The organism is Paenibacillus zeirhizosphaerae (assembly GCF_030705605.1).
Classification (GTDB): domain Bacteria; phylum Bacillota; class Bacilli; order Paenibacillales; family Paenibacillaceae; genus Paenibacillus; species Paenibacillus zeirhizosphaerae.
Genome location: NZ_JAPCKK010000021.1, coordinates 92,887 through 115,032, shown reverse-complemented (window position 1 = coordinate 115,032; position 22,146 = coordinate 92,887). Strand labels below are relative to the sequence as shown.

Sequence of the window (22,146 nt, the reverse complement as noted above, 5' to 3'; positions counted from 1 at the left end):
CCTGCTTCAATGCCTTACCTTCGTTATGGAAACAGGATTGAAAACATCTGATGAAGCCTGTGCGTGTACGTATGCTCCTTCATAGTCCGTTCCAGGCCTCTCAACGCGATCTCCTGGCGCTCCCGCTCATGCGTGAGATAATATTCAATCTTTTCTATCAGCTCCTGCGACGTGCTATAGGTTTCGATTTCCTCTCCTGCCTTATAGAAACGAGCTAAGTCGTCCCTTACATCCGTGAGCTGGAAAGCTGAAGCCGAGCAGATCTCAAAACACCTCGGGTTGGGTGAAGCTGCCGGAATTTTCAATTTTGAATTGTTGTTCACGGAATCATCCAGATGTGAACGATGCAGGTTAATGACGATTTTGGTACCGTTGTAGACCTGATTCGTATCTTCCGGACCGTGCCATTTATTCACTTCAATTTTGTGAGCGTACTGAGGGTAGTTCTCTAACCGGTCCCACCAAAGTCCATTAATCCCCGTGTTGTACGACATTAACTGCGGCATGATCGGGTTCATGAAGTAGATGCGGTTCCAGTATGCGGATCCTGTGAAATTAACCTCTCGGCGCACAGTGGACGGGACTGTCAGAGGAAAGTAATGGTCTGGATAAGCCCCGAAGGGCAAATAGTGCACAGAAGAGCAGCCCAGCTTGTGGTACAAATCAATACAATTGATCTCCAGTGTAAAAATATGATCATAATGGGGGGCCATCTTGGCGGTTGTGTCCGTATAGTAGGGATCGTCTGTCAGCCATACGGCCGTTCGGATTCCTTTTTTCCGGATTTCATCCACCTGATTTACCGGCAGCTCCATGGCATCCAGCGCCAATACGAGGTCAGGTTTGACATGCGCAGCAATATCGGCAACCTGCTGGCGCGGATCCGCAAGCGTCACCTGATGCACCATGCCCCGCAGCGTCGTAATAATGGCCTGATCTATCGGCGAGTACGGATACTGCTTACCGGAGGAGACATACATAATATGCAGCGGCCGCAGGGGGAAGGTTGCACTATTGCGGGCCACAATGGCATTCGCTCGTCCCTTGAGATAACCTTCCTCATAGCCGTCATGCGCCCCGCTTTCACGGCCTTTATTATAGGAGACAGCCGCAGCCAATGAATTTATATTTTCCGGTTGCTGCATACAGTTCAACTCCTGTTCATTGGGATTACGCATCTAACTCAAGGCGATACTCAGCAGCTTCGGTATTCTGCTTGTATACGTATGATTTTGACGTGTCGTATACAAGCTCCGCCAGGCAATATGCTCGCGCTGCCTGTCGTATCTCAGATAATAGTCCATTTTGTCCCTCAACTCATCCGCACTCGCAAACGTCTCAATATCATATCCCGGGCGGTAATGGCTGCTTAAGTCATCACGTACATCGGTCATTTGCAATGTCCCGCATGCACTGATCTCGTAGGTTCGCGGATTGATCGACATGGCAGACTGCCGGTGGGTGTTCCTGTTATCCATGCCCATTTCGCTGGGGCGGTGAAGATTAAGCACAATCTTCGAAGCATTGTAATAATCCACCGTCTCTTCTGGCTTCATCCAACCGTTCCGGATAAACTTTCCGAGCACATCGGTTCGCTTCAGACGATCCCAATGACCCCCAACAATGACCACCCTTTTGTCGGCCAGAAAAGGCGCAAGCTGATCAAACAGCTCCACCCTGTTCCAGAATGCGCTGCCTATAAAGCAGACATCATACTGGAAATCAACCCGGCGGGGATAAAAAATCTGTTCATCCACTCCCAGCGGCATATAGTGAACATTTGCAGCACCGAGGGACTGGTAGAACGAGACACAAGACAGCTCGTGAGTAAATACAACATCATAGTGCAGAGCGATGACGGAAGTATCCTCTGTAAAGTAGGGATCATCCACAAACCAGATCCCTGTTCGAATGCCAAGTGCCTTTATCTGCTGTACCTGTTGCAAATGATTCGCCGGAAATACATGAAGCCCATTCATCACCAGCATGAGGTCAGGACGGAAAGCTGCTGCTGCCTCAAGCATGGTTTCCGGTGTTCCCACCATGCACTCCTTTGTACATCTCTGCAGTGCCCCTGCCACCCCGCTATCTACGGCCGGGAAGCCTTGAGGGATGAAGAGCACCCTGCAATCTAGCATCTGCGGATACACAGATGTACGATCTATCATCGCCTGGCAGCCTCCCAGCCTCCGTCCCTCGCTGTACCCGAAGTGGAATGTACCGCTGTTCAGTTTTATCTTTTGGCGTTTCGCCACCGACATCACCTGTCTTCTTGTAGTCTCGACTTCCGTCTCTTAACCTATATATGCCGCGGGGTCAAATGCATCATGGACGACTGCCTCCGTAAGGAGAAAAATTGGCTTTTGTCCTCTATGAATCCGCCTATCACAGAAAGAAAACGTCTATATACGTATAAAAAACACGGCAAATAACCGCAAGCATCTGCCTGCGGCCGTCTGCCGTGTTTCTGTTCATGAAGCGGAACTACGCCTGATTGACCAGACTGCTGCCCTCTTCGTAGCCTTTGGAAAATCCGTGGTTAAAGCCCTGCTGGTAGGCGTCCTCATAGCCTTTGTTGAATGCTGTCCCATCTTGCGGCAGCGTCCCGGCAGCCTCAGCCTCGGTCTCAGCCGCCGCTATCGGCGGATCCGTTACCGGAGCATGGGCGGGAGCCGGGGGCGTTTCAACCGGAACTGTAAAATCCAGCGGCCGGACATGCCTCCGACGACGAAGGAGACGGCGTTGTCTCGAAAGCCTCAGCGACCGTTTGTGCCGGATCAGCCGTTTTTTTCGCACCTTCAGCAGCTTGCTGACCATCTTTCTCACTCTCTTTTTCTTTACAAGCGTCCTTCTTCCGTAACCCAATCTTTTTTTGCCGGTTTTCTTCTTAAGCCTAAGTTTCATTCGGTCCCTCCTTCCTTGCATGTTGGTCTGTTACAGGGACATATAAGCCTTGCATGCTGCTCATCCATGGCGAGGCGGGGCTTCCTTCCAGTCGGCGATTCAACGAGATCCCCGTGATCATGCGGGTAATTTGCTCCTGGTAAGACGTTAGGAGACGAAGCGTCTCCTCCAGACTTTTGGCGGGCATGCCTGAATACGGAATGATATCCGATACGCTGTTCATCATCCTTGCCACGGCTTGCTGGCTTAGGACAATGGATTCAAGCAGTGAAAGCTTGATCTCTTGTTCGCTTCCCCGATTCATGTACTGAAATCTTCCCCGCCCATTCCGTCACCAAACATGCCACCCATTCCGCCTTCGGAGCCTTCATCCGCTTCCAGCAGCGCCTTCATGTTATTACAGAGCCCTGTCTGCACACGGGTCAATCCCTCCAGCATTTCGACCAACTGCTCGTGAATCTCCAGCGGCTTCTTAAGCTGGTCCTCGTTCTGCTCGAAAGCCTGCATTCCGACATGATTGATGATCCAGTTACGGGCTTTCTCGGCTTCAACCGTTTTGGCCTCCAGAATCATAGCGATATTCCACTGCATTTTTGCAGCGGACTCGAGCATATGCATCATGGCCTGTTCTTTGCTCATGTTTCATCACCGCCCGGTTTACGTCTACTCCTCATCCCGTCCGTTTAATTCCTTCATTACCCTTTCCAGAAGCTCCGCCATCGACTCCTGCAGGTCAGCAAGACCATTCAGGTAAGCAATCACACTTTTGTTCACCTCTGATGAACTGTCCATCAGCCCGTCTAAACCGCCGAATTCAGGATCTTCGTCAGGCAATTGATGAATAATTTGCGCCATACGGACGGCAACGTGCCTTTCCGTTTCCAGCAGCCTGGCCAGTTGTTGTTGGGAATGGGATACGTGCAGCAGTATTTCATCAACCTTTTGTTCCATAAGGCCCCTCCCTCTTTGCTCCTGTTCACCCCAATTCTGAATAATCTTCTACGCTGCAGAGAATCAGTCTGACGTCTCTACAAGGTATTCAAAATCAGGGCTCCTGGTTCGTAAGCAATCGCCTATTCGGCAGATTGAGCAAACGATGGGCGTCCTTAAATCTGTCTGTTCACCATATGCCCTCCTGCCTCGCTTAAGGACTCGAAGGTTCCGGCATCACTCCAATAGCCCTGCAGAACGTCGTATTCCAAACGATTGTCAGCAGCATACCGATTGTTCACATCGGTAATTTCAAGCTCTCCCCTCGCGGATGGCTTGACTTGCTGAATAAGCTGGAACACCGAGGTATCGTATAAATAAATGCCTGTGACACAATAGGAGGATTGCGGATGCCTCGGCTTCTCTTCAATCCGCTCAATCTTATGCGGGTTGTCCGAGCGAAAGACAGGAACTCCGTATCTTCTTGCATCTTCAACTTCTTTAAGCAGAACTCTGGCGCTTCCTGCCGGCTGTTTTTGGAAACGTTGTATAACCGGAAGCAAATCGTCTGTAAAAAGGTTATCTCCCAGCAGCACGACGAGCTGCTCCCGGGGTTTAAAAAAGTTCTTGGCCAGCATCAACGCCTCGGCAATTCCGCCCGCTTCTTCCTGAATGCGGTACGTAAGTTCAACGCCATACCTGCTGCCGCTGCCGAGCAAATCTGTGTACAGACCGGCTGATTGTTTGCCTATGATCAGCATAATCTCCGTAACGCCCGCTTGTCTCAAACGTTCAATTCCATACATAATCATCGGATATTTCCCTACCGGAAGCAGATGCTTGTTAACGATTGAAGTCAGCGGGAGCAGTCGTGTACCCTTGCCTCCTGCCAAAATAACTCCCTTCATAACTTCACTCCCTTTTTGTCCCGTTCAGTACGGAGAGATACGGTTTCGCCCGGCTTTTCGATAAAACGTAAAGGATCCACCTGCCATTTATCCACAAATATTTGATGATTTCGCTGTATCAGTGCCTTCCTTGCTTCCTCCTCCATCAAATTGAAGCTGGCGCTTCCCTCATGGTGTACAAAACAATCTCCACACACAAGCAGGCGGTATCCATGCGACCGGGCGCGGAAGCAGTAATCATCATCTTCATAATGGCCGCCGCTGAAAATCTCATCCAGATACCCTACCCGCTGCAGCAGCTCTCTGCGGAATAAAAGGCAGAAACCCACAAGCCTTTCTGTCTCGATCCAGCGGGACGGGTCGCTCTGGTTGTTGTCCTCGGCAAACCGCAGATAGGCCTTCAGGCTGTCCGCTCCGGTCTCCACCTGTTGAATGCCGCTTGCATAATTGGTAACAGGCCCCACTACTCCGACCCGCTCATCGGAGTGCAGTGCGGTCTGCAAGATGCGCAGCCAGCCCGGCATAACGGTTACATCATTGTTCAGCAGGAGCAGATGATCCCCCGAAGCCAGCTTTAATCCCAAATTACAAGCAGCCGCATAACCGCTGTTGTTCGGATTCCAAATACTGGTTATCCGCTCCCTTTCACAATAAACTGCGGTTCCATCCCTGGAGCCGTTATCCACAACAATGATTTCATAAGGGGTATCCGTAAAGGTGCGGATGGCCTCCACACACGGTCGCAGCAGATGAAGGCCGTTATAAGTCGGAATAATAATACTGGTTAACGTGATAGCCCATTCCTCCTTTTGGCCAATTCGACCCGGACCGTGGATAGGGATGCCGGCATCTTGCCTCGCCCCATCATGGATAGCACATAAGCCGCAGCTTCGGCATGATCGCCCACAATCAGCGCTTCCACCGGATTCCCGGCCCCCTCGTTTAAGGAATGGCGTCTTTTGTTGCGGGTAAGCACATCTACGGTATGGGCAGGAGCTACCTTCATCCCTTTCAATATCGCGGTTGAGTGGGCAAGCGGCGGCACCACGAGCGTCTGTGGCCCGATCTCTTCCAGGCAACGGCGGGAAAGGGCATGAGGGACAGCCGTCATGGAATCATTTCCTAGATCAGATCGTTTCAGCAGCCTGTTCAGAAATCCTTTACAGCGGGTCACACTGTCCTGCCTTTTGAACGGGGGCAGCAGCGGAGTCAAGTGATTAAGTGCCACATCGTACCCTTGATCGACGGCCGACAGAAACGGATAAAGCTCCTCAGCGGGAATTCTCATGTCTCCATCCACAAATAAAACGCAGTCCGCCGTGCTCAGTCGTGCCCCAATCCCACGTCCCACATCATATCCAAGCTTCTCAGGGATGTTCACAATCAGAATCCCTGGAAATTCGAGCGCCCTGCGGTATGTTTCATCACGGCAGCCGTTCAGCACAACGATGATTTCCTGCAGAGGGAGACGCTTGAGCTCACGAAGCACATTCGCAATGGTATCCTCTTCGTTGCAGGCCGTTACAACGGCGGCTGCCGACCTGTTTAAGATGAACGGGGTAGCTACTGCCGGAGGTCCGCTACTGCTCTTTTTTAACGGGCGCCGAGCCGAAGCCGGCCGAGGCCGAACCCGACGCATACTTTTTGTCCGTCCTCGGCTGATCGCCCGCCGGTGCAGCCTGGAGGCGGATCTTCTCTTCCCTCCCATCATCACGGTATCCCCCCGACAGCACTTTTCCTTCGTCCAAGATCACTAAATCCGGCACGTGGACCGAGTTGATCAGTCAACCAGCAAATCGCCTGCACATGATCCTCCAGTACAAGATCCTCCAGCGGATCATAACTTCCGGACCACCTTTTGACGTTCAATTTCCCAACAGGAATGGCGGCAGCCGTTCTGACGTTTAATCCCGTGACAATAGCCATGGCATGAGCCAGCGGCGGCTGCCCCAAGGCCTCCCCCAGGATGTGGGCGGCTTTGCGACTCAGCGCATGCGGAACAGCCATTAAGGAGGCTCCCATTAAATCGGGGCGGGCCAGCAGAATATTCAACATAAATTTTGCTTCAACGACCCTATGGATCGGATTCCGGTCAACAGGTCCGCTGTAGCTGTTCAGTGCCACATCAGCCCCCTGCAAAATAGCTTCAATAAAAGGCTGCAGCTCAGCGGCCGATATGACCATATCCGCATCCAGGAAGAGAAGCACCTCCCCTTCCGCTGCCGCAGCCCCAATTCTGCGCCCGACATCATGGCCAAGCGGTTCGGCATAGCGGATCACTTTAGCTCCGGCCGCTGCAGCCAGTGCAGCGGAGTTATCCTCCGATCCGTTGTCCACGACAATAACTTCCACCGGATGACTGGCATGCTGAGCCTCATGGACGACCCTACCGATCGTGCGGCTTTCATTCATCGCAGGGATAATCACGGATACTAAGGGGCGTACCCCCTGACGGGGCAAACCCCTGCCATTCCGTTTTGCCGATGCGGATGCGGATTTTTTTGTTCGTATAAACCTCCGTTGCGTTTTTTTCATCGATCTGCTTCCTCCCTTGCATCTACGCTGCAAGCCTTCAGCATTTTATGACGCCCTACAGTACCCCGTAACGGCATTTGTCCTAATCTATCAGGAACACACAGATTCACAGGCCGTACTTTGTTAATGGAGAGGCCCATTCATCTTCGGGCTGTTTGTGCGATCATTTCGGCCCAGCGTTTCGAGGCATGCTCCCATAAAAAGCGGCCGCTTGCTTCCTGCAAGCCCGCAAGTCCCATCCGCCTTCTTGTCATCGGCTCCTGCAGTAGACGTATGATTGCCTCGGGCAGCTCCACCTCTATCCGCTCGGGAGAGACAAGCATGCCTGTAATGCCATCCTTGACCACCTCCGGTATTCCTCCAGTACGGGCAGCCACAACAGGCACCGCCGCCGCCATCGCTTCCAGATTGACCAGACCAAAGGCCTCGTCCCGCAGTGAAGGAACGATAACAAGATCCGCAAGCTGATACCAGCCTGCCAACTGATCATGTGGAGTGTAAGGAATAAAGCGCACATAGTCTCTTACCTTCGCCGCCTGCTCCTCCAGCACCCTTGTATAAGAGGTCGAGCGGCGGCGGCCGTAAAATGCGCTGCCAACGACAAGCAGCAGCACATCCGGGCAGAAAGCGATGATCCGAGGGAGCGCTTCAAACAAGCGGTGCACTCCCTTGCCCGGGACCAGTCTGCCCACATACAGAAGAATTCTCCGGTTATGCCAGCCCGCCTCATACAATCTGGCCAGACGGTCCGCTTCGCCTTCTGCCGTCCACCGCTGCCGGAAGTGTTCCAACTGAACCCCGGGGTAATTGATCATGATCTTGTCCGCTGCTTGCGGCGCCTTGCTGATGACCACCTGTTTTACGTATTCACTGTTCACCACAATCCGGTCAAGCGGCGCAAGCAGCGCGCTTTCCTTGCCCTGAATCATATAAGGCGGACGCATAAAGGTGGTGGAGTGAAGCGTCAAAATAACAGGAATATGAGGACAGGCTCTCTTGATCCGGTAGGCGGCGAAAGGGCGATTGTGTACATCCGCGAGCTGTGCGGACCATCTCTTCAAATCCCTGATGACCGAGGGAATATATTTTTTTCCGCGCGGATATCTGATGCATGGTATGCGGTTCAGCCTGCCTCGGGCGGGCAGCCCTTCTCCCCGGATTCCGTAAATCCGCGTCCGTCGCGGATCCGCCACAGGAGGAATGGTATGCTCGATCACCCGCTCAACAGAACTGCTCCGGGTAGATGGTATGACAAAGGACCCCGGGGTCACGACAGCTAGCCTGGGAGGACGCATTGGAGCATTCACACCCTTTCTCAATCGGTTAATGAAACCCTTATATCATCATATACACCCTTCCCTGTGAGGTACGGATTCCGGCCTAAATCACGCCATCCGTCACAAGTTAAGGCGGGTGTCCTGTCCCATGCGGCCAAGCGGGTACATATAATACCATTGTTCAATTACTGCCCCTGACAAGGAGGATCGGTCATGCCTCTCGAGTATGCCGGTATACTGCTGAACTCTGCTGCATACGGCAAAATCCCTACAGGACGGCCGGGTCATGAATCGCTGCTCAACTATGAAGAGGCCGGCGGCCGCTACGGGCTGGTCCCGTGCTACCTGCGTTTGGAGGATATTAATCCTGCCGCACGCGAATGCATTGCTTATATATTTTATAATGGTAGATTCAGCCGGGCGGTGATCCCGCTGCCCTCCGTGATTCACAACCGTGCCATACACGGTGGCCGGGCAAATCGGTTGAAGCTTGCCAGCCTCTGGAACAATGGAGTCCGGATTTTCAACCTCCAGACCCGTTTCAGTAAATGGGATATTCACAAAATACTGTCCCGGCATCCGACGCTGAGCAAGCATGTGCCCACATCTTTGCCAGCCGGACGGAAGGCCCTGACGCAAATGATGAACCAGTATGAGGACCTGATCTTAAAGCCCTGCTTCGGCAGTGTAGGCAGAGGGATTATGCGCCTACAGAAGAACGGTGGTGTGTGGAGGCTTCACTATAAACCAAATAGGCAGACAGGCCAGAAGAAGCAGCGATGGGTAACAAGATATTTAAGTGCCCAAGATCTGACCTATAGTCTGGGAAGAATGACGAAAAAAGAGCCCTACATCATTCAGCAAACTATTCCGCTGGCAACCTGCGGCGGGCGTCCGTTCGATATTCGCATGACAGTGCAGCGAAGCTATGGCGGAGGCTGGCATCTGACCGGCATGTTCGCCAAAATCGCGCCGTCCCACACGTTTGTCTCCAATGTGGCGCAAGGCGGTTCGGTGGCTTCCGTTCTCGAAACGCTTTCCATCGCGCTTCCCCACCTCGATGCACAGGTGCTGATACGCAAGCTGCAAAGCTTCGCCCAGCAGATCGCTGAAGCACTGGCCGAGAAGCTTCCGCATCTTGCGGATGTGGGGCTTGACGTCGGAGTCACAGAGCAAGGTCAGCTCTACTTTATTGAATGCAACGGCCGTGATATGCGTTACGGTTTCGAACAAGCGGGTATGATCCATGAATGGAAAATGTCCTACGCCCACCCGATGGGCTACGCGCGCTGGCTGCTGGACTTAAGCAAGCTTCCCCCCCTTGGTCTGCAATATTGATTTACATCGCGTAATATGTCAATATAATGCAGAGCGGCCGGACACGATTCGGTTCGTAGGCCCTGAACAATCACAAGGGGGAGCAGTAATGGCAAAACGATGGCTGCGGCTGATGACTGAGCTCTCATCCCGCAAATGGGTCTGCAGACTAGTGGGAACTTTCGCTCAGAGCGGTGCCAGCCGGTATATAATCCCTACATTCATAAGAACCTATCGCATTGCAGCGGAGGAGGCCGAGCAGGATTGGAGGCAGTATCCTTCGCTGAATGCTTTTTTTACACGCAGATTGAAGGCGGGCGCGCGACCGATCCATATGGCTTCAGACGTCATGATCAGCCCTGTCGATGCACTTATTACATATAACGGCCCAATATCAGCCGGTACGCTGCTGAATATCAAAGGGCAGGATTATATGCTGAAAGAGCTGCTTAATTTCTCGCCCCGGCTCGAGAAATATACACACGGTCACGCATTTGTGCTCTATCTCAGCCCAACGGATTATCACCGAATTCACGCTCCGGTTACCGGAAGTCTGGTTGAAAAGGAGCATGTGAAGGGTAAAGTGTACCCGGTAAATGAATTTGGACTTACCCATATGAGATCCGTTTTAAGCCGGAACGAGCGCAAAATCGCGTATATCTCCCATGAGCATGGAGAAATTGCCCTGGTGAAGGTCGGCGCGATGAACGTGAGCAGCATCCGATACAGCGATGAAGACGCCAACACCTGGACCGCCGGCGATGAGCTCGCTTACTTCGAGTTTGGTTCTACGGTTGTACTGCTGACGGAGAACGGCACATTCTCACCCGATCCCGCCCTGCAACTGGGAGAACGGGTAAAAATGGGCGAGCCGCTCGGCCATTTCAAATCTGACAAGCCCGATTCCTAAGTTATCCGGTCAAACGGTCAGGCGGGTCACCTTATTTAAAACGTGTGCAGCAATGGGAGCCCGGAGCTTCCCGGAGCTGACAACGACAGTAAATAAAATGCTTGTTGAAAGCCACCGGATAGGGAGTACAGCTTCCATCCGGTGGTTTTTTCTGTAAAATCAGACACAAGGCGGGCTTATACTAAGCTCCCCCATGCCGCCGCCAGCCTTCTCGCTCCTTCATCCAGTTGTTCCTCGTTCAGATGCGCAAAGCCGAAGCTGACGGATGGAGCTGAAGGAACAAGATGATAAGCAGCCATATCCCGGAAGAGGACTCCATGTGCCGCCGCCGCTTCCAGAAATAGCGGATATTTCTCAGGGGCCCGCTTCCAGCGGGCATACATATGCAATCCGGCATCGCCCGGCTCCAGTTCAAACAGATCGGGAGCATGACGGCGCATGCTGGTGCAGAAATAATCATGCCTCGCTCCATACAGCCTGGTCATGCGCCGCAGATGGCGCGCATACCCGCCGCGCGCCATAAAGCGGGCAAGAGCCCGCTGCTCCAGCAATCCGGGCGGCAGCGGATCATAGAGCCGTTTGGCCTCCAGCAGCGGACCGACGAGCGCGGGCGGCACAAGCGCATAGCCCAACCGGAAGCTTGTCGGCATCGTTTTGGAGAACGAGCCGATGTAAATGACTCGCTCTTCCATATCCAAGGCCTTCAGCGGCTCGACCGGCCTGCCGCCCCAGCAGAACTCGCTGTCATAATCGTCCTCGATAATGACGGCATTGTGGCGGGACGCCCATCCGAGCAGTTCGCGGCGTCTGCTCAGGCTGAGCACCGCGCCCGTCGGATACTGGCGGGCAGGCGTGACGAACAGCAGCCTGGAGTCCCAACTGCCGGGGATGATTCCCTCCCGGTCCAGCGCCGCCGGCAGCAGCCGGCCTCCGCATGCTTTGACCGCCGCCTGAATGCCCGGATAGCAGCTCTGCTCCAGCACTACATCCTCTCCCTCCGCAACGAGCAACTGGGTTAGCAGCGTAATGCCCTGCATAGAGCCGCTGAAGAGGACAATAGCGGAAGCGTCCGCCCGAATCCCGCGGGTCAGGCGCAGATGGGCGGCTATGTTCTCGCGCAGCTCAGCAGCTCCAGCGCTATCCTCTGCCCCGGGGGCCGTCGCTTCACGGGCCGCGGCATAGAGCGCGCTCTTCCACTCCGCATATGGGAAGTGCTCCTGCTGCATTCCCTGCGGAATTAGGCTGATCATAGACTTGCCGCACTCTGCAGCTTGCTGTCCCATAATGCCGGTGGCCTGTGTGGAGGAAGCCTTGTTCTGCATCAGCCGCCGCCCCCAGGGTGACAGCACAATGCTCGACTCCCGGTGAGCCGGAGGCTGCGGACTGGCTACGGGAGCAACGAACGTCCCCCGTCCTACCTCGGCCTGCACGTATCCGTCAGCAAGCAGCATATCATAGGCTTCTGCAATCGAACCCCTGGACAATCCGTAATGCTCGGCCAGCCAGCGGGACGAGGGCAGTCTGGTCCCTCCCTGCAGTGTGCCGTTAAGTATGGCGTCACGCAGGGCATGATAAAGGGCTGCGTATTTATAACGGTGCTTTTCCAGATATGAATCAAACGGCAGCATGAAATCCATTACGGAACCTCCAACCTTCGAATTGGCCTAATATAAACACTCTAAATTGGCTCTTATTTCATGTCAATTTGGATATTATGCTGGAAGAAAGATTAGCGGGTGTTATCCCGCTTCTATGGAGGAGGTCCATACATGAGAAGAGATGAGTTTACAGTGACAGAGGAAGAGGAAATCAGCCGCTTTTTAGACGGGATGAGCTTCGGATTTCTGGGCACGGTTGATCCCGAAGGGCGGCCGCGAGTTACACCGCTGAATTTTGTATATGAGGACGGCATGTTTTATTTCCACGGCAGCTACGCAGGAGAGAAAATGAAGCATTTACGCGGCAGCGATGCCGTGAGCTTTACCGTTGCTGATGAATATGCGCTGATTCCCTCCTATTTTTCCGATCCCGAAATGGCCTGTCCCGCTACGTCCTATTTCAAAAGTGTAACAGCTTCCGGGCGGGCGGAAGCCGTCAGCGATCTGGAGGAGAAAGCACGAATCTTTACGCGCTTTATGAGCAAGCTGCAGCCGGAGGGCGGATATGCACCGATCGATTCCCGGGACGAGCGCTACAGGGTGGCCCTTAAAGCCGTATCGCTAACACGCATTGTCCCTGATGCCATTACCGCCAAATTTAAATTCGGCCAAAACCTGGAGCAATCGCCCAGGGAAAGCCTGATCAAACAGCTTGAAGAGCGCGGGCAGAACCGCGATCAGGAAACGGCGGATTTGATGCGTAAATACTGTCCTTACCATCAATGATTCTTGAAATGAGCATCGGATTTTCTCCTTCCGGTTTTACAGTCATTACGTGAGCTTTTCCCGTGACTGTGACGCGGTGAAATGCTATAATGATTGGCAGCAGAAAACAGAGCGGACCGTATGTATCGCGATCCCTGCGCCTTGCTGCGATAACCCTACTCCACTGGAAGGATGAAACCGGAATGAATCCACTGGCTGTGCAATTAAATCAAAGTATCCAGGAAAATAACGGGCATGTGTACGAAATGCTTTCCCAGCTCGGCAAGGAAATTTATTTTCCGAAGGAAGGAATTTTGAGCCAATCCGCTGAAGCAGGCAAGCTGGCCCAGAAATACAATGCCACGATCGGTATCGCTACGGAAGCGGGCGGACCGATGCATCTTGGCGTCATCCATGACAAGCTGTCCGCCTTCAAGCCGAAGGACCTGTATCCGTATGCGCCGCCTGCGGGCAAGCCGGAATTACGCGCCGCATGGCGTGAGAAAATGTTGAAGGAAAATCCCGCCCTGGAGCATAAATCATTTGGGAATCCCATTGTCACCAATGCCCTGACCCACGGTCTGAGCATCGTGGCCGACCTGTTCGTCGAAGAGGGCGATGCCGTCATTTATCCGGACAAAAACTGGGAGAACTACGAGCTGACCTTCAGCATCCGCCGTCATGCCCGGCTCGTCAATTTCCCGCTGTTCACGGAGCAGATGACCTTCAACAGCCAGGGGTTGCGTGAAGCCCTGCTAGCGCAGAAGGATACCGGCAAGGCCATCGTCATCCTGAACTTCCCTAACAACCCTACCGGCTATACACCTGGAGCAAGCGAAGGCGAAGAAATCGTCGCCGCCATCCGCGACGCCGCCGAAGCCGGCATTAACGTTGTCGTGGTTACGGATGATGCCTATTTTGGCCTGTTCTTCGAGGACTCGCTGCAGGAATCGCTGTTTGGCAAGTTAGTATCCCTTCATCCGCGTGTGCTGGCTGTCAAGGTAGACGGCGCTACCAAAGAGGAGTATGTGTGGGGATTCCGCGTCGGTTTCATTACCTATGCTTCGGAGAGCGGCGAAGTGCTGTCAGCGCTGGAGCAGAAGACGCTCGGCATCATCCGCGCAACCATTTCCAGCGGCCCGCATCCTTCACAGACCTTTGTGCTGGAAGCATTGAAATCTCCGGCATTCGAGCAGCAGAAAGCGGAGAAATTCGCCATCATGAAGGGCCGGGCCAATACGGTCAAAGCGCTGCTGGACAGCGGCAAATACGATGATGCCTGGGATTATTACCCTTTCAACTCCGGCTACTTTATGTGTCTGAAGCTGAAGACCGTCAACGCCGAGGCGCTGCGCACCCATTTGCTGCAGCAGTACGGCGTCGGCACGATTGCCCTGGGCGATCAGGATTTACGGATTGCCTTCTCCTGTATTGAAGAAGAATCTCTAGAGGACTTATACAATCTAATCTATCAAGGGGTGCAGGATTTGCTGAAATCCTAAACCAACCAAAAAGAGGGATGTCCTAAGCCATACGGCTGGAAGCATCCCTCTTGGTTTGTCGAGAAAATGGGTTCATTCTGCACTGGGTAGGGGCATAAAGAAAGACCTTAAGGACTTGCTGCCCCCCCAAGGCCGAAATAAACATCACCATTAATTATAAACTTTATATCCTTTAGCGATTACCCACCCATTAAGACCATACGAAGCTGAAATCACATAATAGTTATACTTTTCATTTTGTAAATGTTCAAGCAAATCCTCTGTTTTTTCATAATGAATTGGCCACTCATAGTTCTTCTGTTTCTCTAACAGTTCCTTGTTACTTTTAAGAAATCGGCTTACATCAAATGTGCTAATATCAAAAATAATACTTCCTTGTAGCTGTGTTTCAAACATATGAGCCAGGACATCAGTAAACTCAATAGTGGTGGTAACTGAATCTTCGTTACCATCTAATGTTTGAATTGTAATTCTAGATTTCTGAAAATCAACTCCATAGGAAACAATTTCATTGTCATGAATATTTAGCATTTTCACTCCAACCCCCTATCATAAAAATCCCCCAGCTATGGATGAAAAAAACGCCTTGAAGAATTAACATCCCTCAAGGCAAGTAGAAAATTATTTTGAAAATCCTACGTCAAATAATTTCCCATCGATTTCAATGCTTGATGCTTCAATAAAAACTTCTCTCCCCCAAATTTCTAACGCAAAGTTTGTATTTGTTGTTAGATGGGGATACTCACTAGAATCTGAAGTTACTTTTATTTCTTTGGTATTGCCCTTTTGAAATGTTACTGAGGTTAACTCTAGATAGTCACCAACTTCAGGTTCAAACGGGTATTGATCATTCAAATAATAAAACGACTTAACATTCTTAAATTTTAACTGATGTTGAATAGTCACTCCTTGATTAATCACTTTAATATCCAATAAAATACAGTGATTAAATAAATCAATAACGTGGTTTTCAACAACACCTGACCACAAACCATTCAAGTACTCTTGAATTCTATCCAAATTTACACCTCTTTACTTTCCGCCTGAGTTCACATAATTAGCAATCATTTTTTGAATCTGCTGCATATAGTTGTCGGATAAATTAATATGTGTAGCAGCCATATCGTTAGACAGTTTACCATCCAGTGTGAGAGCGCCTTTATTCCCTATAGAAACCCTAAAATACGCCTTATCCCTTCCGCCTGAACCTGCATTCATAACTCTTACCATTATTGGCTGATTCTTAGATAACGGATTAGTGATATTGGTAATCTTCCAACCATTACCGCTTGCCTCGATTACATTTCCGCCAAATTTATTCCCTAACGAATTGGCTACTGTTTGTGTATCAAAACAATTCGTATTATGCACCCAAACCCCAATATTTGTTACATAATACGTGTGATAGTCAGCAACCGTAAAGTTGTAAACCGTAACAGGCTTATCCAGTTTAACAAACTCAATCTTATCAATCGTAAGATTGCTTCCGTCAGCCTTTTGCAGTTTATCACCCGCGTGAAGTTCATCTGCGAAAATCCACCCTTTGTCTTCAACCCAGAATGGATGGTTATCCGTCGTCTCGATAACCTGCTCCCCAACGTGCAACTTAATTATATCATCACGTTGGTTGCGGTAAAGATTGGTTACTTCCTTGTAAGCCAATTCTCCATCAGGGTTATTCTCATCCTTGGCGAGAACCTTATCCCCGACCTCAATGTCCTCAATCGGTTTCTCTCCTTCGTCTGTTTGCACTTTCGTTCCTGCTGTGAAACAGTTACACCCTCTTGCTCCTGTTTTCGCTTTGCCCTTGCTAGCAGACTTTCCTCCTGCATTCCCAACTAATCCCCCAGCAGCTATCGCAAGAACTTCTGCCTCTGTCCACTTTTGATACGCATTTAACAACTCTTCTCTGGCCCAGTCGGATTTGCCTGCACTATTTTTATAGGCACTCGTTCCCGTGGCCAAGTCGTATAAATAATTGTACTGGTTCTTCCCACCAAAAATGGTTGCAAAGTCGTATCTTTCCTCTATGAAATTCTTGTATAGCTTATAATTCTGATTCTTTCTGGAATTCGACTTCACCCTGGCTTCATTGAGCAATACTCTAAGCTCTTGATAATCACGGGTTTCAAAATAGTGCCCACTCGGATCCACATAGAGGAGAGGGTTATTGACAACATACGTATACAGATTCAAACTCAGCGGGTCTGACATGTCCCCTTCATTCGTATCCTCGTTAATAAAACGCCCGACTGCCGGATCATACCACCGTGCACGTAGATACTGCAGTTCCGCATCCCACAGCTCGCCCGAATAGCGGAACGGGTTATACACCTGCTCTTGAGCTTCGGTAATGTTCCCCCAAATATCATAACTGTACTCATTCAGTATGTTGCCGCTCCTATCCCGCAGCTCGATAAGATCCCCGTGACCATTGTGTACCGGATAGGCTTCAGTACCATCGGGGTACACGATGGCCTCCAACTTGCTTCCTCGAACATAACTAGCTTTAAGCTTCGGCGTGCCACTCTCAACAACTGCCTCGGCTATGATCTGATCCCCATCATAATAATACCTGGTTTCTACGCCACCCTGAATACGCCCTACCAGCAGTCCGTCCCCATTATACTTGTACTGCACGGTTTTACTGTTTCTCTGCACCTGCGTTAATCGATCCTGGGCATCGAAGGTGTACTCTGACGGGGATATATTCGGTGCCTGGTCTGTTGTTAATGTTTGACGGTTCCCGCGTTGGTCATAGCTGTAAGTCTCATTGAATTCACTGGAGGCCGCAATACGGCTAAGTTGATCGTATTTAAACGTATCTATAGCCCCGTTTTGCTCACGTCCAACGATATTTTTATTGCCGTCCCTTGTATACTTGAACGTGTTGGCTGTCATGAGATTTTGCTTGACCAGCAATTCTGCCAAAACTCCGCCGTCATACTGGGATTCATGGACTACTCCATTCCGGGAAAGCGTCTTGGCGGCCAGGCCGTTTTTCGTATACGCATATTTCGCCACCGGGGATGCCAAGTTCGGGCCTAGCGCCGTGACACGGTTAAGGCTGTCATATGCGTACTTGGTCACCTGGCCGAACGGATCTTTCACTTGGGTCCGGTTTCCATTCAAATCGTACTCATTCGTTAACTTCAGACCATCCGGATAGGTCACGGTTTTCAGCAGTCCTGTGTACTGATCATACTGGTACGATGTTTTGCCTGTATTGTCCGTCATGCTCAGTCGTTTGCCTGTATCATCGTAGGTGAAGGATACCGTCTGATCTTGGCTCGTTTGTTTCACCAGCCGGTTACGGGCATCATACTCATACTGCGTCGGGTTCCCGTTGCGGTCGATTCGTTTCGTCAGGTTGCCATTGGCATCATAATACAACTTGCTTGCCTGACCCTTTTCATCCGTCTGGGAAACGATCTGATTCAACTCGTTATACGTCTTTTGTTTTCGGTTGCCATCCGGATGTTGAATCGCCGTGTTGTTTCCTAACTGATCATAGGAATATTTGGTTACTTCATCCTTGGCGTTCGTAACGGCAGTCAGTTGTCCCAAAACATCATAGCTGTAAGAGGTCGGTTGATTATTCCCATCCCATGCCTTGATCACATTGCCGCTAATCGGATCATAGCTTTTCTTCTCGATTTGACGCAAGGTGCCGTCTAGAGCAGTGGCCTCTTCCGTTTTCACCTGCTGTCCAAATTCATCAAAGGTTTGAATGACTTTATTAAACTCGCCATCAAACGTGGCCGTTGTACGCGCGGCATCATTGTACTGTACTCGGGTCGCTGAACCGTCCGCATAGCTCGTCTGAACCGGGCGGCTCCAGTTATCATAGTAGTAGTTGGTTGTATTGCCCAGGGCATCGGCTTCCCAGCTTAAACGGCCAAATGCATCATAATCTGCACGAGACTGCACTTTGAAGCCCTGTCCGGTAAATAAACCGCTCTCCGTCTGCCAGCCCAGCGCATTCCAGCGGGTACGGGATTTCGTGCCAAGCTCATCCTTGATCGTGACCGTGTTTTGTATATCATCATAGCTGGCCTGAATTTGCGTACCATCCGGGTTCACGACCTCGGTCACACGACCCAAAAGATCATATTTATACTGTGTACGCCGGTTCTCCCCGTCTGTAGATGAAGTCATGAGTCCTGTAGAAGGGTCATACTCCGAATGTAGCTGCACCACAGACTTGCGCCCATCCGCGTCAGTTACAGTTACGGACTGCGTCGTAGGGAAAGCGCCTGCGTAGGAACCGCTGTACTCCGTCGTTGTTGCGATCTGCTTGTTATCATTATAGATCGTCTGGTTCGTGATATTTCCATACGAATCAAAGCCATTATAATCGACTTGCTGCAGAATCTTACCGGACGGTCCATCCTGCCGGACTACCATGCGTGTGACATCACCGTACGAGTTGCGTGTGTATTCTACATATACATCACCGTTGGCGTTGGCCGATGTCTTTGTCGATTGCAGCAGCTGCTTGCCGTCATACGTGTTGACGGTTGTTGCTCCCGTAGGCTCGGTTTGCCGGACCACATTGCCGTAATCATTATACTCGGTCGTAGTCACCAGCGTATCGGCATTCATGCTGTTGGTTAAACGGGTTGTTGTGGGCTGCGAAACCGGATGGGCACGGCCTGTTACCGTTTTTCCATAGCTCATGGCCGTTGTACGCTGCAGATTTTCTGCCTTCTCAACCACCGATTCGAGATAGTACTGTTCGCTCGTTTTATCATCGATATAGTTTTTCTGGTAATTGTAGGTTTTGACCTGCAGACCATTATCGACGGCTACCGAGAACTGAATATTCTGTTTATACGTTGAACCCATGTCCCCGGTATAAAACATCGTCTGCGGATTGAATTCATTGACAAAACCGTTGGTATACGTAATCTGATCCGCACGCATTTTTATCCGGTAAGTTTCGTTATACGATTTCTCGCCCATATATCGTTTAACCGGACTGCCCTCATATTCATACCGTGATTCTGCTCCTGTCGGATGCTGCACCTTGGTCAGCAGCACATAAGGGTTGGACAAGCCCCGCGCCGGATCATACGCCACCAGATTGACATTGGCCCCGGCTATTTTATAGCCATAAGACGTTTTCAGTCCTTTGGCATCGGTCACCGCATCCAGTATATCCACATTCTGTTCGGCGTGTTTTTGATAGACGACCCGCTCATTACCTTTGGTCAAGATAACAGCCGTTGCGGAATAGGCGATACGAATGGTATTGCCTATCGCATCCTGAACGGAGGTGAGCCATGTTTCCCCGTTCGCTTGTCTTGTATAGCCAAACAGCACCTGATTATTGTGGTTGTCCGAGATTTGCAAAATACGTCCATCCGCCGTAAAATGCTGCTTCCAGGTCTCATCCACGGAAGTGAGCACATAGGCCGATCTTTCATTATTGACCGTAACGGAAGTATCCGGTTTAAAGAACAAGCCTTCCCACTCATAGCCCTTCAGCTTATTACCTTCGATCTCATATCTTCCGCCATCCGCCAAATGGATGTATTGCTTACCCAGTTCAGTCTCGATATATGGGAGCTTCCAGGTCCATCCTTTTCCGATAGGATAAAGCTTGTCCCGCGTCGGTTTGGTCAGCTCATTATTGTACACACGAACACGATAGGAACCAATGGTTTCCGTCCACACATATGCATCTGGAATAGCAGAGGTATAGTAACGATAGCCCCCTTTGCTCTCCAACAAGATCCCGCCAGGCACATCATTGATAACTTCTGCATCCGCTTTAGCCTGCTGGTAAGGATCAAATTGCGGGTCATCAGGATCTTCTGTATACCCATAAGATACTTTTTGCTTTTCCGGATTTCCTTCCCCTTCAATCTGTCTCACGGATGGAGTTCCGGATAAGGTATATGCGTCCCGCACCATACTGCCCCGGCCATCACTCACCCAACTGCTGTAGCCGATCGTACTCGTGTATCCCGGCTTAGTTACCGTTCCGCTATAGTTTTGTTTCCAAGTACGAGTATCGACGGTCGGCTTGCTTACTTTCCCCGAATAATTGGCAACATAAGTTTTTGTACATTTGTAGTTCTTGTAGCTTTTATTCGGAGAAGCACACGCCTTCACGGTTTCCGTTGTTGTTCGGGTTAACGTTCCCTTATAACCATCACTGTCATACTTATAGGATTGAGGACAAGCTGGAGGAGTACTCCCGGTTTGCTTCCATACCCCGTTAGCATCGTACTGGCCCTCGATTTTAGTTGTACATGTCTTGGTTGCCGTTTTTGTTCCGCCTGGGGAGTAGTTACCTGAAATGACAACAGGGGATCCGTCAAAGTACAGCTTTCCGGAGTACCCATTTTTGTTATACGAAAGCGGACTTGGGAATTGATTGGTTTTCCCGGTTCTGGAGTCCGTTACACGTCTGGAATCCGCCGGAATCGTATAGGTCTTCAATTCCGCCGCTACATTCCGCGCTTGAACTTCTGAATTATAGGGGCCTTTCTCGCTGCTTATAATATACGAAGTCGTTTCCGTATCAACCAGTCCGTCATTATTGTAATCATACTGCTTCCACCTGCGTTCCTTATAATCCAGCATATACTGAGGAATAATCTTCTTTTTGATGACATTATACATCACCCAGTACTTAAAAACTCCCTGATCATACGAATGATCCTTTACGGTCATATCATAAAACTGGGCATCATTGGAGTTGTACTGACGTGTCAGGGTAAAACCAAGACCATTGCGGCCAGGCAGAGACATGTCTGTGCTCTCCAAAGATAAACCGCCGGATAAGGTTGAAATGGATTCCCCACTTTCTCCTATGGAAAAAGGAGCCTGATTCAGCTTGTTTTTATCATAGACCGGCGGTTGCTCGATGATATCCGGCTTGGTCGCAGCCATTGCACTGAAGGTGTTTGGCCCGGCGAAAAACGCTTCTCGTTCCTGTTTCACCTTCACTTCATCCGATGACTCTGTGTATACATCATCAACGACCGGTGTTAACGGGTTCTCTCCATACACATTACCAAACACCGTTTTCGGCAATTCATCTTCACCCAGCTCTATAAAAGCTCCCGGATGAATCGGAGGCTGGCCATATACGTCCTCCTCTACTCCTTGCACGCTAGCAAGCGAGAATAAAGAATTATAGACATCATCCGTGACGTTTTGCGCCGGGTTAACCTCTGTCGGGTACAGAAGATCAAACGCGCTTTCGTAGCTCATATTTTTTTCTTCCGCCACAGATAAAGCACTGAAAATTTGCAGCAGTGTATGCCCCTTGGCCAGCTCCGCTTCGACAAAAGAGCGGGAAACGTCCGGGAACTGCTGCAAAATCCGATCTATCGTAAGATTATAGGTCTCATCAAAGACCTCTTTTTCGTCATCGGCAAATGCAGTTGGGGGAACGATGTTCCCCATATAGCCGAACATAAATGTGATGATTAATATAATTGAAGTAATTCGTTGCCAACTAGCTTTCAAAAGAATGTCTCCCAT

19 protein-coding genes are annotated in these 22,146 nt (G+C 50.6%); 4 read left to right on the top strand and 15 right to left on the bottom strand.

The features are described 5' to 3' along the window. Positions 1-23: 23 nt before the first annotated feature. The 11 genes from OIN60_RS17255 to OIN60_RS17205 form a co-directional block, all read right to left on the bottom strand. Positions 24-1,145: a CgeB family protein gene (locus OIN60_RS17255; protein ID WP_305756109.1), complete on the bottom strand. Its 1,122-nt coding sequence runs from the start codon at positions 1,143-1,145 to the stop codon at positions 24-26. A 33-nt stretch (positions 1,146-1,178) separates the two neighbouring features. Further along, positions 1,179-2,168, bottom strand: coding sequence for a CgeB family protein (locus tag OIN60_RS17250; RefSeq protein WP_305756108.1), 990 nt, complete (start codon positions 2,166-2,168; stop codon positions 1,179-1,181). A 316-nt stretch (positions 2,169-2,484) separates the two neighbouring features. Further along, positions 2,485-2,904 carry a FliH/SctL family protein gene (locus OIN60_RS17245; protein WP_305756107.1) on the bottom strand — a complete coding sequence of 140 codons (420 nt, stop codon included), beginning with the start codon at positions 2,902-2,904 and terminating at the stop codon, positions 2,485-2,487. Beyond that, positions 2,894-3,208: a hypothetical protein gene (locus tag OIN60_RS17240; RefSeq protein WP_305756106.1), complete on the bottom strand. Its 315-nt coding sequence runs from the start codon at positions 3,206-3,208 to the stop codon at positions 2,894-2,896. Before OIN60_RS17240 ends, OIN60_RS17245 begins: the two co-directional genes overlap by 11 nt. Then, a complete protein-coding gene (locus tag OIN60_RS17235; protein ID WP_305756105.1) occupies positions 3,205-3,543 on the bottom strand; it encodes an alpha-helical endospore appendage domain-containing protein in 339 nt (112 codons plus the stop codon). The genes OIN60_RS17240 and OIN60_RS17235 overlap by 4 nt, the downstream gene beginning before the upstream one ends. A 24-nt stretch (positions 3,544-3,567) precedes the next feature. Then, a complete protein-coding gene (locus tag OIN60_RS17230) occupies positions 3,568-3,855 on the bottom strand; it encodes a nucleoside-diphosphate sugar epimerase (RefSeq protein WP_305756104.1) in 288 nt (95 codons plus the stop codon). 155 nt (positions 3,856-4,010) lie between these two features. After that, entirely contained in the window at positions 4,011-4,742 is a 732-nt protein-coding gene (locus OIN60_RS17225; RefSeq protein WP_305756103.1) for a sugar phosphate nucleotidyltransferase, read from the bottom strand. Further along, entirely contained in the window at positions 4,739-5,536 is a 798-nt protein-coding gene (locus tag OIN60_RS17220) for a glycosyltransferase family 2 protein (protein ID WP_305756123.1), read from the bottom strand. Before OIN60_RS17220 ends, OIN60_RS17225 begins: the two co-directional genes overlap by 4 nt. Then, a complete protein-coding gene (locus tag OIN60_RS17215) occupies positions 5,527-6,453 on the bottom strand; it encodes a glycosyltransferase family 2 protein (protein ID WP_305756102.1) in 927 nt (308 codons plus the stop codon). The genes OIN60_RS17220 and OIN60_RS17215 overlap by 10 nt, the downstream gene beginning before the upstream one ends. After that, positions 6,453-7,277 (bottom strand): glycosyltransferase family 2 protein, encoded by an 825-nt coding sequence (locus tag OIN60_RS17210; protein ID WP_305756101.1) that lies wholly within the window; start codon positions 7,275-7,277, stop codon positions 6,453-6,455. Before OIN60_RS17210 ends, OIN60_RS17215 begins: the two co-directional genes overlap by 1 nt. 140 nt (positions 7,278-7,417) lie before the next feature. Beyond that, positions 7,418-8,572 (bottom strand): glycosyltransferase family 4 protein, encoded by a 1,155-nt coding sequence (locus tag OIN60_RS17205; RefSeq protein WP_305756100.1) that lies wholly within the window; start codon positions 8,570-8,572, stop codon positions 7,418-7,420. A gap of 195 nt (positions 8,573-8,767) precedes the next feature. Here OIN60_RS17205 and OIN60_RS17200 point away from each other — a divergent pair, with 195 nt between their 5' ends. Both OIN60_RS17200 and asd read left to right on the top strand, forming a co-directional pair. Further along, entirely contained in the window at positions 8,768-9,892 is a 1,125-nt protein-coding gene (locus tag OIN60_RS17200; RefSeq protein WP_305756099.1) for a YheC/YheD family endospore coat-associated protein, read from the top strand. Between the two features lie 88 nt (positions 9,893-9,980). Continuing rightward, the gene (gene asd, locus OIN60_RS17195) at positions 9,981-10,781 is read left to right on the top strand and encodes an archaetidylserine decarboxylase (RefSeq protein WP_305756098.1); all 801 of its coding nucleotides are present in this window, start codon (positions 9,981-9,983) and stop codon (positions 10,779-10,781) included. A 176-nt stretch (positions 10,782-10,957) separates the two neighbouring features. Here the strand turns inward: asd and pdxR are convergent, their stop codons facing one another. After that, positions 10,958-12,418, bottom strand: a complete 1,461-nt coding sequence (pdxR, locus tag OIN60_RS17190) for a MocR-like pyridoxine biosynthesis transcription factor PdxR (protein ID WP_305756097.1) — start codon at positions 12,416-12,418, stop codon at positions 10,958-10,960. A gap of 132 nt (positions 12,419-12,550) precedes the next feature. Between pdxR and OIN60_RS17185 the strand changes: the two genes are divergently transcribed. Both OIN60_RS17185 and OIN60_RS17180 read left to right on the top strand, forming a co-directional pair. After that, positions 12,551-13,165, top strand: a complete 615-nt coding sequence (locus tag OIN60_RS17185) for a pyridoxamine 5'-phosphate oxidase family protein (protein WP_305756096.1) — start codon at positions 12,551-12,553, stop codon at positions 13,163-13,165. 182 nt (positions 13,166-13,347) lie between these two features. Continuing rightward, positions 13,348-14,646: an aminotransferase class I/II-fold pyridoxal phosphate-dependent enzyme gene (locus OIN60_RS17180; protein WP_305756095.1), complete on the top strand. Its 1,299-nt coding sequence runs from the start codon at positions 13,348-13,350 to the stop codon at positions 14,644-14,646. A 150-nt stretch (positions 14,647-14,796) separates the two neighbouring features. Here OIN60_RS17180 and OIN60_RS17175 read toward each other — a convergent pair whose 3' ends face one another. The 3 genes from OIN60_RS17175 to OIN60_RS17165 all read right to left on the bottom strand — a co-directional run bounded on the left by OIN60_RS17175 (position 14,797) and on the right by OIN60_RS17165 (position 22,131). Beyond that, the gene (locus OIN60_RS17175) at positions 14,797-15,177 is read right to left on the bottom strand and encodes a hypothetical protein (RefSeq protein ID WP_305756122.1); all 381 of its coding nucleotides are present in this window, start codon (positions 15,175-15,177) and stop codon (positions 14,797-14,799) included. Between the two features lie 90 nt (positions 15,178-15,267). Continuing rightward, positions 15,268-15,666, bottom strand: coding sequence for a YxiG family protein (locus OIN60_RS17170; protein ID WP_305756094.1), 399 nt, complete (start codon positions 15,664-15,666; stop codon positions 15,268-15,270). A gap of 12 nt (positions 15,667-15,678) precedes the next feature. Further along, a complete protein-coding gene (locus OIN60_RS17165) occupies positions 15,679-22,131 on the bottom strand; it encodes a polymorphic toxin-type HINT domain-containing protein (RefSeq protein ID WP_305756093.1) in 6,453 nt (2,150 codons plus the stop codon). Between the last annotated feature and the right edge of the window lie 15 nt (positions 22,132-22,146).

Coding starts and splice junctions, on each gene's coding strand:
- OIN60_RS17235 (WP_305756105.1), bottom strand. CDS start 3,543: ATGAGCAAAGAACAGGCCATGATGCATATGCTCGAGTCCGCTGCAAAA.
- OIN60_RS17185 (WP_305756096.1), top strand. CDS start 12,551: ATGAGAAGAGATGAGTTTACAGTGACAGAGGAAGAGGAAATCAGCCGC.
- OIN60_RS17205 (WP_305756100.1), bottom strand. CDS start 8,572: ATGCGTCCTCCCAGGCTAGCTGTCGTGACCCCGGGGTCCTTTGTCATA.
- OIN60_RS17255 (WP_305756109.1), bottom strand. CDS start 1,145: ATGCAGCAACCGGAAAATATAAATTCATTGGCTGCGGCTGTCTCCTAT.
- OIN60_RS17215 (WP_305756102.1), bottom strand. CDS start 6,453: ATGATGGGAGGGAAGAGAAGATCCGCCTCCAGGCTGCACCGGCGGGCG.
- OIN60_RS17230 (WP_305756104.1), bottom strand. CDS start 3,855: ATGGAACAAAAGGTTGATGAAATACTGCTGCACGTATCCCATTCCCAA.
- asd (WP_305756098.1), top strand. CDS start 9,981: ATGGCAAAACGATGGCTGCGGCTGATGACTGAGCTCTCATCCCGCAAA.
- pdxR (WP_305756097.1), bottom strand. CDS start 12,418: ATGGATTTCATGCTGCCGTTTGATTCATATCTGGAAAAGCACCGTTAT.
- OIN60_RS17210 (WP_305756101.1), bottom strand. CDS start 7,277: ATGAAAAAAACGCAACGGAGGTTTATACGAACAAAAAAATCCGCATCC.
- OIN60_RS17225 (WP_305756103.1), bottom strand. CDS start 4,742: ATGAAGGGAGTTATTTTGGCAGGAGGCAAGGGTACACGACTGCTCCCG.
- OIN60_RS17245 (WP_305756107.1), bottom strand. CDS start 2,904: ATGAAACTTAGGCTTAAGAAGAAAACCGGCAAAAAAAGATTGGGTTAC.
- OIN60_RS17250 (WP_305756108.1), bottom strand. CDS start 2,168: ATGATAGATCGTACATCTGTGTATCCGCAGATGCTAGATTGCAGGGTG.
- OIN60_RS17180 (WP_305756095.1), top strand. CDS start 13,348: ATGAATCCACTGGCTGTGCAATTAAATCAAAGTATCCAGGAAAATAAC.
- OIN60_RS17240 (WP_305756106.1), bottom strand. CDS start 3,208: ATGAATCGGGGAAGCGAACAAGAGATCAAGCTTTCACTGCTTGAATCC.
- OIN60_RS17175 (WP_305756122.1), bottom strand. CDS start 15,177: ATGCTAAATATTCATGACAATGAAATTGTTTCCTATGGAGTTGATTTT.
- OIN60_RS17200 (WP_305756099.1), top strand. CDS start 8,768: ATGCCTCTCGAGTATGCCGGTATACTGCTGAACTCTGCTGCATACGGC.